General features: G+C 66.1%; 10 protein-coding genes. 1 reads left to right on the forward strand and 9 read right to left on the reverse strand.

Annotated features, from left to right (window positions below):
* The 4 genes from AC25M7_RS13515 to pmbA form a co-directional block, all read right to left on the reverse strand.
* Entirely contained in the window at window positions 1–462 is a 462-nt protein-coding gene (locus AC25M7_RS13515) for a DUF2753 family protein (protein ID WP_028689651.1), read from the reverse strand.
* A gap of 25 nt (window positions 463–487) precedes the next feature.
* Window positions 488–1864: a class II fumarate hydratase gene (locus AC25M7_RS13520; protein ID WP_182322516.1), complete on the reverse strand. Its 1377-nt coding sequence runs from the start codon at window positions 1862–1864 to the stop codon at window positions 488–490.
* A complete protein-coding gene (locus AC25M7_RS13525) occupies window positions 1857–2258 on the reverse strand; it encodes a hypothetical protein (protein WP_028689649.1) in 402 nt (133 codons plus the stop codon). The genes AC25M7_RS13520 and AC25M7_RS13525 overlap by 8 nt, the downstream gene beginning before the upstream one ends.
* Before the next feature lie 219 nt (window positions 2259–2477).
* Entirely contained in the window at window positions 2478–3824 is a 1347-nt protein-coding gene (gene pmbA / locus AC25M7_RS13530) for a metalloprotease PmbA (RefSeq protein ID WP_028689648.1), read from the reverse strand.
* A 109-nt stretch (window positions 3825–3933) separates the two neighbouring features.
* On the opposite strand from pmbA, the gene yjgA reads away from it, so the two are divergent.
* The gene (gene yjgA / locus AC25M7_RS13535) at window positions 3934–4455 is read left to right on the forward strand and encodes a ribosome biogenesis factor YjgA (protein ID WP_028689647.1); all 522 of its coding nucleotides are present in this window, start codon (window positions 3934–3936) and stop codon (window positions 4453–4455) included.
* Between the two features lie 77 nt (window positions 4456–4532).
* Here the strand turns inward: yjgA and tldD are convergent, their stop codons facing one another.
* From tldD to AC25M7_RS13560, 5 genes are all read right to left on the reverse strand, one after another.
* Complete coding sequence (gene tldD / locus AC25M7_RS13540) at window positions 4533–5972, reverse strand: metalloprotease TldD (RefSeq protein WP_486971140.1); 1440 nt, start codon at window positions 5970–5972, stop codon at window positions 4533–4535.
* Window positions 5973–5974: 2 nt separating this feature from the next.
* The gene (locus AC25M7_RS13545; RefSeq protein WP_028689645.1) at window positions 5975–6826 is read right to left on the reverse strand and encodes a carbon-nitrogen hydrolase family protein; all 852 of its coding nucleotides are present in this window, start codon (window positions 6824–6826) and stop codon (window positions 5975–5977) included.
* Between the two features lie 12 nt (window positions 6827–6838).
* Window positions 6839–10654, reverse strand: a complete 3816-nt coding sequence (locus AC25M7_RS13550) for a YhdP family protein (RefSeq protein WP_486971141.1) — start codon at window positions 10652–10654, stop codon at window positions 6839–6841.
* Between the two features lie 82 nt (window positions 10655–10736).
* The gene (rng, locus tag AC25M7_RS13555) at window positions 10737–12194 is read right to left on the reverse strand and encodes a ribonuclease G (RefSeq protein ID WP_028689643.1); all 1458 of its coding nucleotides are present in this window, start codon (window positions 12192–12194) and stop codon (window positions 10737–10739) included.
* Window positions 12195–12275: 81 nt separating this feature from the next.
* On the reverse strand, window positions 12276–12875 hold the full coding sequence (locus AC25M7_RS13560) for a Maf family protein (RefSeq protein WP_028689642.1): 600 nt from the start codon (window positions 12873–12875) through the stop codon (window positions 12276–12278).
* Window positions 12876–12878: the final 3 nt, after the last annotated feature.

Genomic DNA, 12878 nt, shown 5'->3' on the forward strand with positions numbered 1-12878 from the left:
TCAGTGGATTCCGTAGGCAGGTGTGCGATCAGTGATATCCGTATATACGACCAGCTCGCTGGTCACCGGAGCCTGCCGATTGAGCAGGCGCTCGGTACGCGGGTATTGGCCGTATTCGGCGATGAAGCTCAGCAACTCGGTGTAGGTGCGCCCGCTATGGCGTAACGCGGCGTCGCGCAGGGCCTGGGGCAGGCGCGGGTCCTGACTGGCCTGGAGCAGCCGCTGGTGCGCCGCGCACAGGTAGTCGGCGCTTTCCTGCGGCTGGTTCAGGCGCAGGTGCAGGTCGGCCAGGTTGTGATGGGCGATGACCAGTGCGGCCACCGCCTCGTCGACGTCATGCCAGCGCTCGAACAGCACCTGGGCCAGGGCCAGGGCTTGCAGGTAGTGTTCTCGGGCATCGACCAGCTCGCCCTGCTCGAACAGGCGGTTGGCGTCTTGCGTGGTGTGTTTCCAGTGCTGCATGACGTGTCTCCTGGGCGGCCCGGGCTCAGATGCCGCCGGCAGTGAGTTTTTCCGGATCCAGCAGCGCCTCGAGCTGGTCACGCGACAAGTCGGTGTGCTCCAGCGCCACGTCGATGATCGGGCGCCCCTGCTTGTAGGCGGTCTTGGCGATCTCGGCGGCCTTGAGGTAGCCGATGATCGGGTTCAACGCAGTGACCAGGATCGGGTTGCGCGACAGCGCCTCCTTGAGCTTGGTTTCGTTGACCTTGAAGCTGGCGATGGCCTTGTCGGCCAGCAGGCGGCTGACGTTGGCCATCAGCTCGATGCTTTCCAGCAGGTTGCGGGCGATCACCGGCAGCATCACGTTGAGCTCGAAGTTGCCCGACTGCCCGGCCACGGCGATGGTGGCATCGTTGCCGATCACCTGGGCCGCGACCATGGCGGTGGCCTCCGGGATCACCGGGTTGACCTTGCCCGGCATGATCGACGAGCCCGGCTGCAGACCCTGCAACTCGATTTCACCCAGGCCGGCGAGCGGGCCGGAGTTCATCCAGCGCAGGTCGTTGGCGATCTTCATCAGCGCCACGGCGGCGGTCTTGAGCTGGCCGGACAGGGCCACGGCGGTGTCCTGGGAGCCGATCAGGGCGAACAGGTTCTCGCCGGGGGTGAACTTGACTTGGGTCAGGCCACTTAACTGGCGGGCAAAGCCTGCGGCGAACTGCGGGTGGGCGTTGATGCCGGTGCCCACGGCAGTACCGCCCTGAGCCAAGGCCTGCAGGCTCGGCAGGGTGGCTTCGATATGCGCCTGGGCGCCCTTGACCTGCGCGGCCCAGCCTTCGAGCACCTGGCTCATGCGCACCGGCATGGCATCCATCAGGTGGGTGCGGCCGGTCTTCACGTGCTTGTGCACTTCGACCGCCTTGGCCTCGATCACCTGGGTGAGGTGGCGCAGGGCCGGTAACAATTGCTCGTGCAGGGCCAGGGCGGCGCTGACGTGGATGGTGGTGGGGATGATGTCGTTGCTGCTCTGGCCACAGTTGACGTGGTCGTTGGCATTGACCGGCTCGCCCAGCACGCGGCTGGCCAGGGTGGCGATGACCTCGTTGGCGTTCATGTTCGAACTGGTGCCGGAACCGGTCTGGAACACATCCACCGGGAAGTGCTGGATGAAGTCGCCGGCCAGCAGTTGCTCCACCGCCCTGACGATGGCCTCGCCCTGCCCCGCGCTCAGCTGGGACAGCTCGACGTTGGCCTTGGCCGCAGCCGCCTTGGCCAGCAGCAAGGCACGGATGAACTGGGCCGGCATCGGCTTGCCGCTGACCGGGAAGTTGTCGACCGCGCGCTGGGTCTGGGCACCGTACAGGGCCTGGGCCGGCACCTGCAGTTCGCCCATGCTGTCACGCTCGATACGGGTATCACTCATCTTCAAGTCCTTGCATCAGTTCTTCGGGAGAAATCGACGGCAGCAGCACGCTGTTGGCGAGCTGCATCGCGTAGGGCTGCCAGCGCAGGTTTTGTTCGCGGCGATCGAGGTTGCGCAGGTCGAGCAAGGGCCGCCAGGCCTGGTCCAGGCACAGGCAGCGCCAATGCCACGGCAGCATGCGATCGTTGGCGGTATCCAACAGCAGGCGGAAGGCGGTCAGCGCCACGGTCCAGGGCGAGGTTTCGGTGCAGCACACCAGGTAGCGGCCTTCGGCCAGGTAATGCTCGATCAGACGCGGCTCGTCGGGTTCGAGCGCGCAGCGGATGCGCCGGCTGAGCCAGCGCCAGTTTTCCAGGTAAGGCAGTTCGTGGAGGACGGATTTCATGAACATCATCGCCGGGTTACTGGATAATGATATTCATTATTATGTGATAACTAGAATCAGTTCAAGTCGAGCAATGGGCAAAAGAAACCCGGCGCGATGGCCGGGTCTTTTACAAGGTATGAGCAGGGCAGCGTGGGAGCGAGCTTGCCTCGCGATTGCAGGTAAGATTACCGCGGGACAAGCCCGCTCGCACGCACCGCTAATTCCCTGCTGATGACAGAGCGCCGATCAGCTGCCTGCCACCGTCATCCGTTCGATCAGCACCGAGCCACTGTGGATATTGCTGCGGGTCTCGATATCGCTGCCGATCGCCACGATCTGCTGGAACATATCCTTCATATTGCCGGCGATGGTCACTTCCTGGACCGGGAACTGGATCTCGCCGTTTTCGACCCAGAAGCCCGCCGCACCACGAGAATAGTCACCGGTCACCATGTTCAGGCCATGCCCCATCAGCTCGGTCACCAGCAGGCCGCGACCCATGCGGCGAATCAATGCCGCCTGGTCTTCCACACCGTGGGTGACGAACAGGTTATGCACGCCCCCGGCGTTGGCGGTGCTCGGCAGGCTCAGCTTGCGCCCGGAATAGGTGCCCAGGATGTAGGACACCAGCTCGCCCTTGTCGACGAACGGCTTGGCGTAGGTGGCCAGGCCATCGCCGTCGAACGCCGCGCTGCCCAGCGCACGCGGGATGTGTGGACGCTCATCAAGGGTCAGCCAGGTGGGGAACAGGCGCTGGCCGAGGGTGCCTTCGAGGAACGACGACTTGCGGTACAGGTTGCCGCCGGAAATCGCCGACAGGAAGCTGCCGAACAGGCCGCCGGCAAGCTCCGCCGAGAACAGCACCGGCACCTCGCAGGTCGGCACCGGACGCGCGCCCAGACGGCTGGCGGCGCGTTGCGCGGCGCGCTGGCCGATGCTGCGCGGGTCGGCCAGCAGGTTGCCCTGGCGATTGACGTCGTACCAGTAGTCGCGCTGCATCTGCCCTTCGGCCTCGGCGATCATCACGCAGCTCAGGCTGTGCCGGGTGGACGCGTAGCCGCCGATGAAGCCGTGGCTGTTGCCATAGACCCGCACGCCCTGATGGGTATTGAGGGTGGTGCCATCAGCGTTGAGGATGCGCTTGTCGGCGTCGAACGCCGCCGCCTCGCAGGCCAGCGCCATCTCGATGGCCTTCTCCGGCTCGATGTCCCAGTCGTGGTACAGGTCCAGATCAGGGATCTCGCGGGCCATCAAGGCGGCATCGGCCAGCCCCGAACACGCGTCCTCGGAGGTATGCTTGGCGATTGCCAGGGCCGCCGCGACGGTCTCGCGGATCGCCTCAGGGCCGCTGGCCGAGGTGCTGGCCGAACCCTTGCGCTGGCCAACGTAGAGGGTGATGCCGAAGCCCTGGTCGCGGTTGAACTCGACCGTCTCGACTTCGCGCTGGCGCACCGTGGTGGACAGGCCCTGCTCCAGCGACACCGCCACTTCGCACGCGCTGGCGCCCTGGCGGCGCGCCTCGGCGACGATCGCCTCGACCTGTTCCTGCAACGCCGGCAGGTCCTTGGGGCCTACGCTCTGGACTGCACTCATGGTTCTCTCCACTGAAAATTCTGCGTACGGCGTGGGTCATTCTACGACCGGGCCGGACAAGCGGCCCCCGACTGGTTATCATGGCGGCGATTTCCTGCGGACTGCCCCCATGGTTGATTCTTACGACGACGCCTTCGACGGCGAAAAAAGCAAAACCCAGATCAAGCGCGAGCTGCATGCGCTGGTCGAGCTCGGTGAGCGCCTCACCACCCTCAAGGCCGACACCCTGGCCCGCCTGCCGTTGACCGACGAGCTGCGCAAGGCGCTGGAAGAGGCCAGCAAGCACACCGCCCACGGCGCCCGCAAACGCCACATGTCGTTCGTCGGCAAGCTGATGCGCGTGCAGGACCTTGACGCCATCCATGCCGTGCTCGAGCAGGTCGACAGCTCGACCCGCCAGTACAACGAGCGCTTTCACGGCCTCGAGCGCTGGCGCGATCGCCTGATCGACGGCAACGACGAGGACCTCGAACGCTTCGTCAACGAGTTCCCCGACACCGATCGCCAGCACCTGCGCTCGCTGATCCGTCATGCCCAGCACGAGAAGGCGCGGAACAAGCCGCCTGCGGCTGCGCGTAAAGTGTTCAAGTACATCCGCGACCTCGACGAGGTCCAGCGCGGTCTGCGTTGAGGCCATCGCGGGGCAAGCCCGCTCCCACGCTGCCTTTGCAGGCATCTGTGGGAGCGGGCTTGCCCCGCGATTGATCATCAAGCCCCTGTACCACCGACAGTGATCGCATCCAGCTTCAGGGTCGGCTGGCCAACGCCTACCGGCACCGACTGCCCATCCTTGCCGCACGTACCCACGCCGCTGTCCAGCGCCAGGTCGTTGCCGACCATCGACACACCCCTCATCGCCTCCGGACCATTGCCGATCAGCGTCGCGCCCTTCACCGGCGCGGTAATCTTGCCGTCCTCGATCAGGTAGGCCTCGCTGGTGGAGAACACGAACTTGCCGCTGGTGATGTCCACCTGGCCACCGCCAAGGTTGGCGCAATAGATGCCCTTCTTCACCGAGCGGATGATTTCCTCCGGGTCGCTGTCGCCAGCACGCATGTAGGTGTTGGTCATGCGCGGCATCGGCAGGTGGGCGTAGGATTCACGCCGGCCGTTGCCCGTCACCGCCATGCCCATCAGGCGGGCGTTGAGCTTGTCCTGCATGTAGCCCTTGAGGATGCCGTTCTCGATCAGCGTGGTGCATTCGGTCGGGGTGCCTTCGTCGTCGATGCTGAGCGAGCCGCGGCGGCCCTCCAGGGTACCGTCGTCGACAATGGTGCACAGCTTCGAGGCCACTTGCTCGCCGATACGCCCACTGAACGCCGAACTGCCCTTGCGGTTGAAGTCGCCTTCCAAACCGTGACCGACCGCCTCGTGCAGCAGCACCCCGGACCAGCCCGGGCCAAGCACCACCGGCAGCGTGCCGGCCGGCGCCGGAATGGCCTCGAGGTTGACCAGCGCCTGGCGCAACGCCTCGCGGGCATAGCCCATCACCCGCTCCTCGGTGAAGTGGCGGTAGTCGGTACGCCCGCCACCGCCCTGCCCGCCGCGCTCGCGACGACCGTTCTGCTCGACGATCACGCTGACGTTGAAACGCACCAGCGGACGTACATCGGCGGCCAGGCTGCCATCGGCGGCGGCGACCAGGATCCGCTCCCAGACCCCGGCCATGCTCACGCTGACCTGCTGGATGCGCGGATCGAGGGCGCGGGTGGCGGCATCGACGCGCTTGAGCAGGTCGACCTTCTCGGCGCGGCTCAGCACATCCAGGGGATTGTCAGACGCATACAGGGCAGTCACATCCTGGCTGCGGAACGCCTGCACCTTGCCATCCTGCCCGGCACGGGAGATCGAACGGGCGGCGCGGGCCGCCGAGGTCAGGGCTTCGAGGTTGATCGCGTTGCTGTAGGCGAAGCCGGTCTTCTCGCCGGACTGGGCGCGCACGCCCACGCCCTGGTCGAGGTTGAAGCTGCCCTCTTTGACGATGCCGTCCTCCAGCGCCCAGGTTTCCGAGATCTGGCCCTGGAAATACAAGTCGGCGGCATCGATGCCGGGGCCGGCCAGCTCGCCCAGCACCGTCTGCAGGCTGTCGAGGGTCAGGCCGCCCGGGACCAGGAGCTGCTCGCTGACGGTGGATAAAATCTCGCTCATAGTCACTCCGAGGTGTGCGCAGGCCGCAAGGCGTCCTGCGAGAAAAAGCGCCGGTGCGTGACCACCGGCATGCGCGCCCGGATGGACGCCTGTTCTTCACTGTCGCGCGTGGCGAGCAATACCGCTTCGCCCCGCGCCTGTTGCGCGACGATCCGCCCCCAGGGGTCGACGATCGCCGCCTGGCCGTGGGTTTCCCGCGGCCCCGGATGCAGGCCGCCCTGGGCGGCCGCCAATACATAGCACTGGGTCTCGATGGCCCGTGCGCGAATCAGTACTTCCCAATGCGCCGCTCCGGTCACCGCGGTGAACGCCGCCGGCGCGCTGATCAGTTCGGCCCCGGCGGCACGCAAGGCGCTGTACAGCTCAGGGAAGCGCAGGTCGTAGCACACCGACAGGCCCAGCCGGCCCACGGGCGTGTCGGCCACCACCACCTGGCTGCCGTGGGCGTAGTCGTCCGACTCGCGGTAACGACCGCGGTTGTCGGCCACATCCACATCGAACAGGTGCAGCTTGTCGTAGCGGGCGGCGATCTCGCCGTGCTCATCGACCAGCAGCGAACAGGCGTGGGCCTTGGCTTGCGGCTGGCCGACCGGGGGCAGCGGCAAGGTACCGGCGACTATCCATAACCTGAGGTCGCGGGCGGTGCGTTTCAACCAGGGCAGGATCGGCCCCTCGCCCAGCGCTTCGGCCCGACCGATGGCCGCCGCGTCGCGACGGCCCATGGCGGCGAAGTTCTCCGGCAGCACCGCCAGGCGCGCGCCACCTGCGGCGGCCTGCTCGAGCAGTGCCGTGGCACGTTGCAGGTTGGCCAGCACATCGTCCTGGCTGACCATCTGGATCACAGCTGACGTCATGACCACCCCAGGTTAATTGTCGAAAGGTTTCACAAAGGTGATTTTAGGCTCTTTGACCGGACCTTCGACGCGATAGTGCACACTGGCGAAACGCGCCACCCGGTCACCGATCAGGCGGTCGACCAGGAACAACGCGCCACCGATCGCCGGCGCGCCGACGATCAGCGCGGCCAGCGGCAAGTTGTTGGTCACCGGCAGCGTCACCAACAGCTTGGCATCGATCCGATCACGGACAAAATCCATGGTGCCGTCGAGCTCGAAGTTGCTCGACGGCCCGGTGACGGTGATCGGCTCACGGGTCACGTAGACCCCTTCGCTGGCCACCAGCAACCCCTTGACCCGGTCATAGGCCAGGCCCTTGCTGAACAGGTCGGAGAAGTCCAGGCGCAGGCGCCGGCCGATGGAGTTGAAGTTGAGCAGCCCGAACACCCGCAAGGCCTGGGCGCTGCCCTCGACCTCGACGAACTGGCCACTGCGCAACGCCGCGTCGAGGCTGCCGGAGTAACGGTTGAGGCTGACCCAGGCCGGCGAGCCCGGCCAGCGGCCGTCCACGTCCATGCGGAAGTCGCGGCTGGTGACGGTAGGCGCGAAGCCCCAGGCCTTGAGCACATCCCCCAGGTTCTTGCCATCCAGCCGGCCCTTGTACCAGCTCGAACTGCTGCCCGGCTCCCCTTCCCAGCCACCGCTGCCATCGATGTGCAGGCCCTTGAGGTCCAGGTCGATATCGTTCATGGCCATGCCTTTGGGCGTCTGGCGCAGCTTCAGGTTGGCGCTGCCGAACAGGTCGTCACCGCGGTACAGCTTGTCGATGGTCAGGTCCAGCGGCGGCACCTTGCGCGGGTCGACCCCGGCCAACGGATCCGGCGCATGTTCGTCCTGGGCTTCGTTCGGGTCGGCGGGCGGCAGACGCAGGCTCTGCAGGCGGATGGTCATGGGCGTGACCTTGGCATCGGGAATGCGCGCGTTGCCGATGACTTCCTTGCTGTCCAGGCGCAGGTCCCAGGCCGGACCGCCGCGCATCAGGCGGATCACCGCCTGGTTGAGGTCCATGCCGAAGGCCTTGAGCTGGCCGATGCTCAGGTCCACGCTCTGCAGGTTCTGCCGGGCGCTGCCGCCCGGGTCCTTGCCGGCCAGGCGCTCCATCTGTTGCTGCCAGGGCGCCAGGTCCAGGGTTTCGAGCCGGCCACGCACACGCAGGCCCTGGCCACTTGGGAGGCTGGCGTCGCCCGTACCCAGCAACAGTTCGCCACGCCCCTGGGCCAGCTTGTCGGCGGGCGCGGCGTAGGCGAAGCGGGCAAGGTCGGCGTAGCTGGCGTCGATGCGCCGCTCGGGGCCTTGCAGGGTCAGGCCGAAGCGGCTGTCACGGGTTTCCCCGGCGGCCTTGCCAAAGAGGGCCGGCAAGTCGATGGCCAGGCCCTTGAGCGAGGAGCTGACACTCAAGCGGTTGTCTCGGCCGCCGAATGTCACCTGCAACTGATAGGGCAACTCGCCCGAGGCCGGCAGCGGCTGCTGGTACTGCAACCAGTCAGTCAGGACCTTGAGGCCGACCTGGCCATTGGCGTTGATGCGGGTCTGGATCTGCCCGCCCTGTCCTTCGGCGGTGATCTGCGCGGTCACCGGCTTGCCGAAGGCATGCAGGCTAATGCCGTTGCCGCTAAGGCCCTTGTCGAAATCGAACGTGAAATCGCCTTTGAGCTGGGTCAGTTCCAGGCTTGGCGGCGCCACTTTCAGGGTTGCGTCGCTGGTCGAGAAGTCCACCAGCACCTTGGGCCGTTGCCCATGGGCCAGGGGGATATCGAGCTTGACCTTGCCTTTGAGCGGGCCTTCACCCTCCCAACCTGCAAAGATCTCTCCCGTGCCGATGGGCGCCTCCTTGAGGATCTTCAGGCCATCGCCAAGGCTGCCGTCGAAGTCTCCGTCGAGGAACAGGTGGCTGTGCTGGTCGCCCTCGACATGGGGAATGTCGACACTGACATCGCTGACCCGAGTGTCCAGCAGCAGCCCTTTGCGGGCGTGGATGCGCACGCCGGTGTCTTCGATGTAGACATTGCCGTCGACCTGCTGCACCTGCGGCCAACCCGGCTGGAAATCCAGCGCGGCGTCGTGGACCTTGAAGAACAGGCTGATATCGCGGGCATGGGGCGGCGCATTGTGGTGCAGCGAGCCCTGGTACTGGAAGTAGCCCTCGTCGACATTGCCCTTGACGATGGCGCTGCGCAGCCATTCGTCCAGGGCCGGGCTGAGCACCTCGGGCAGGTACTTGGCGGTGTAGCGACCGTCGCCCTCGGTGAGGCCGACGCGCAGGTCCATGTAGTCTTCATGGCCCGGTTGCAGATGGATGCGAATCAGGAAGTCCGCGGCGATCTTGCCCTCGTCACCCAGCACCTTGATGTAGGGGGCGACCAGGGTGAAGGCTTCCTTGTCCAGGGTCCAGGTCAGCCGCGCGTTGGCTTTCGGGTAATGCCAGGGTTTGCCGAAGATCGGATACAGATGCAGCATGAAGGCCTGGGTATCCAGGCGCAGTTCGCCGTGCCCGAGATCACCGCTGATGGCGCCGCTGACGTTGCCGGCGGCCGGCGCGCCGTGATAGGCGTCGAAGCCGACTTTCTCCAGGTTGGCGGCGAACTGCAACCGCTGGTCGCCCTCGGCCTTGGGGCGGATGTCCAAGCGCACGTTGCGCAGGGCGCCGGTCACCTTGAGCGCGTCGACCACCGTCATCAGCTTGTCCGGCAACGGCGCCAGGGCGTCGATCACCGGGGTCAGCGGGGTCAGGTCGAGGCGATCGGCCTGCACCTGCCAGCTTTCCTCAGCCGGGCTCTGGCCAGGACGCTGCGCCAGTTGCAGGTGCGACTCCCAGCGGGTCTTGCCCAGGCTCATGGCCAGGGAGTCGACGACGACGTCAAAGCCCTGGTCCTGGCGCTGGAACCAGGCCGACAAGGCCAGGTTGTCCAGGGTAATGGCCTTGCGCCCGGTGTAGGCGCCCTTGAGCTGCGGGGCGTTGAGGCGAACCATCGCCTGCTGCAACTGCCCCTTGCTCCAGTCGATCCAGAACTCGCCACCGGCACGCAGGGTGTCGGCCTGCCACTGGCCCAGCAGCTGCGGCGGCAGCCAGCGCGCCCAATCGCTTTGTGGCAGGCTCAGGTAGGCCTGCACGCGGCCGTCGCGCCAGGTCCTGGCGGTGGCGCGGCTGTTCAGGCTAAGGGCCAGGGGCTGGCCATCGGGCAGCGTGGCGCGCAGGTCGACGCTCTGGCGCGACGCTCCGGCCTGCAATCCCAGGCTGACATAGGTGAGGGTCAGAGGATCGCGCTGCCACGGATGCAGGGTGACCTGGCTGTCGAATACATCGATCCGCCCCAGTTGGCGCAGGCGCTTGAGCACATCGGCCGGGTCGAGCGGCGCATCATCCTGCTGCGGCAGGCCTTCGAGGGTCCAGGCGCCCTGCTCGCGTTCGCGCAGGATCAGTTGCAGCCCACTGAGCTGGATGCGCGCCAGGCGCACTTCGCGGGCCTTGAGGCTGGCCCACAGGTCGGGCACCAGCTTGACGTCGTCCAGGCGCAAGGCCGACTTGCCTTCGCCCAGCTGCAGGTCGCGCACGCGCAACACCGGCGCCAGGCCACTCCAGCGCCCTTCCAGGGCACCGACGTGCACGGGCATGCCCAAGGCCTGTTCGGCCTTGAGTTCGGCGTCGGCACGGTATTCGGCGACCAGGGGTACCAGTTGCCGACCGAGGCTGACATACAGCGCCACCAGCACCGCCAGCAGGGCGCAGATCCCCAGCCCCCAGCGGGTCAAGGCGCCCAGAACGCGGGTCAGACGTTCCATGGCCATGGCCCTCCAAGTCGTCCCTTAACTATGGCCGGTGAATAGCGATTTGCCAGCCCGTCCATGGGGCGACCGCCTTTAGCGAAGGTCAGAGCAGCACCACATCATATTGTTCCTGGGAATACATGGACTCCACCTGGAAGCGGATGGTTCGCCCGATGAACGCTTCCAGCTCGGCGACGTTGCCCGACTCTTCATCGAGCAGGCGGTCCACCACTTTCTGGTTGGCCAATACCCGATAGCCCTCGGCCTGATAGGCGCGGGCCTCGCGCAGGATCTCGCGGAAAATTTCGTAACAGATCGTCTCGGGGGTTTTCAGCTTGCCGCGCCCCTGGCACGCCGCGCAGGGCTCGCACAGCACCTGCTCGAGGCTTTCGCGGGTGCGCTTGCGGGTCATCTGCACCAGGCCCAACTCGGTGATGCCGATGATGTTGGTCTTGGCATGGTCGCGTTCGAGCTGCTTTTCCAGGGTGCGCAGGACCTGACGCTGGTGCTCCTCGTCCTCCATGTCGATGAAGTCGATGATGATGATCCCGCCGATGTTGCGCAGGCGCAGTTGTCGGGCAATGGCGGTAGCAGCCTCGAGGTTGGTCTTGAAGATGGTCTCTTCGAGGTTGCGATGGCCGACGAACGCCCCGGTATTGACGTCGATGGTGGTCATCGCCTCGGCCGGGTCGACCACCAGGTAGCCGCCGGACTTGAGCGGCACCTTGCGCTCGAGGGCGCGCTGGATCTCGTCTTCCACGCCATACAGGTCGAAAATCGGCCGCTCGCCGGGGTAATGCTCCAGGCGATCGGCGATCTCCGGCATCAGCTCGGCGACGAACTGCGTGGTCTTCTGGAAGGTTTCCCGCGAGTCGATGCGGATCTTCTCGATCTTGGGGTTGACCAGGTCACGCAGGGTGCGCAGGGCCAGGCCAAGGTCCTCGTAGATGACCACGGGTGCCCCGCAGGTCTTGATCTGCGAACCGATCTGCTCCCACAGGCGGCGCAGGTAGCGGATGTCCTGGAGGATGTCCTCGGCGCGGGCGCCCTCGGCGGCGGTGCGCAGGATGAAACCACCGGCGTCCTTCATGTCTTCCTGGGCCATGCAGTCGGTGACCACCTGCTTGAGGCGCTCGCGCTCGGCTTCTTCCTCGATCTTCAGGGAAATGCCGACATGGCTGCTGCGTGGCATGTACACCAGGTAGCGCGACGGAATCGACAGCTGGGTGGTCAGGCGCGCGCCCTTGCTGCCGATGGGGTCCTTGGTGACTTGTACCACCAGCGCCTGGCCTTCGTGCACCAGCGCGGTGATGTTCTCCACCGCCGAGCCTTCGCGCTGGGAGATCTCCGAGGCATGGATGAACGCCGCCCGCTCCAGGCCGATGTCGACGAATGCCGCCTGCATGCCCGGCAGGACCCGCACCACCTTGCCCTTGTAGATGTTGCCGACGATGCCACGGCGTTGGGTGCGCTCAACGTGCACCTCCTGCAGGACGCCGTTCTCCACCACCGCCACGCGTGACTCCATCGGGGTGATGTTGATCAGGATCTCTTCACTCATGGCAGGCTCTCGTCAAAGGTCTTGGGTAATGATGGATCGCTGCGGGATGGCTGGCTAGGCTCGGTACGAAATGTAAAGGCCCTAGCGCGGTGTCGTGTCCTCTTGCTGCTGCCAACAGGGGATGGCGAACTGTTCGAGCAGCTCGGCAGTCTCGCTCAGGGGCAGGCCGACCACGGCCGAGTAGCTGCCTTCGATAGCGCTGACGAACACCGCGCCCAGGCCCTGGATGGCATAGCCGCCGGCCTTGTCGACCGGTTCGCCGCTGTCCCAGTAGCGCAGTGCTTCCTCGAAGGAGATGGTGCGAAAACGCACGGTGGTGCTGACGCAGCGGCTGATGCTGCGCTGGCCGTCAGTCAGCGCCACGGCGGTGAGCACCTGGTGCTCGCGCTTGGACAGGTCGCCAAGCATGGCCAGCGCCTGCTCGCGGTTCTCCGGCTTGCCGAGGATCTGGCCATCGAGCACCACGGTAGTGTCGGCGCCCAATACCACCCCGGCGCCGTCGGTGTGGGCGAAGCCCGCCACGGCCTTGGCCTGGGCCAGGCGCTCGACATAGGCCGCCGGGGCTTCGCCCGGCAGCGGGGTTTCATCGATGGGCGCGCTGACGACGGTGAACGGCACGCCGATCTGGGTCAGCAGTTCACGCCGACGCGGCGAACCGGAGGCCAGGTACAGCTGAGTCATATG

The organism is Pseudomonas sp. P106(2024) (assembly GCF_057480815.1).

Coding starts and splice junctions, on each gene's coding strand:
- pmbA (WP_028689648.1), bottom strand. CDS start 3,824: ATGAGTGCAGTCCAGAGCGTAGGCCCCAAGGACCTGCCGGCGTTGCAG.
- yjgA (WP_028689647.1), top strand. CDS start 3,934: ATGGTTGATTCTTACGACGACGCCTTCGACGGCGAAAAAAGCAAAACC.
- AC25M7_RS13560 (WP_028689642.1), bottom strand. CDS start 12,875: ATGACTCAGCTGTACCTGGCCTCCGGTTCGCCGCGTCGGCGTGAACTG.
- AC25M7_RS13545 (WP_028689645.1), bottom strand. CDS start 6,826: ATGACGTCAGCTGTGATCCAGATGGTCAGCCAGGACGATGTGCTGGCC.
- rng (WP_028689643.1), bottom strand. CDS start 12,194: ATGAGTGAAGAGATCCTGATCAACATCACCCCGATGGAGTCACGCGTG.
- AC25M7_RS13525 (WP_028689649.1), bottom strand. CDS start 2,258: ATGATGTTCATGAAATCCGTCCTCCACGAACTGCCTTACCTGGAAAAC.
- AC25M7_RS13550 (WP_486971141.1), bottom strand. CDS start 10,654: ATGGCCATGGAACGTCTGACCCGCGTTCTGGGCGCCTTGACCCGCTGG.
- AC25M7_RS13515 (WP_028689651.1), bottom strand. CDS start 462: ATGCAGCACTGGAAACACACCACGCAAGACGCCAACCGCCTGTTCGAG.
- AC25M7_RS13520 (WP_182322516.1), bottom strand. CDS start 1,864: ATGAGTGATACCCGTATCGAGCGTGACAGCATGGGCGAACTGCAGGTG.
- tldD (WP_486971140.1), bottom strand. CDS start 5,972: ATGAGCGAGATTTTATCCACCGTCAGCGAGCAGCTCCTGGTCCCGGGC.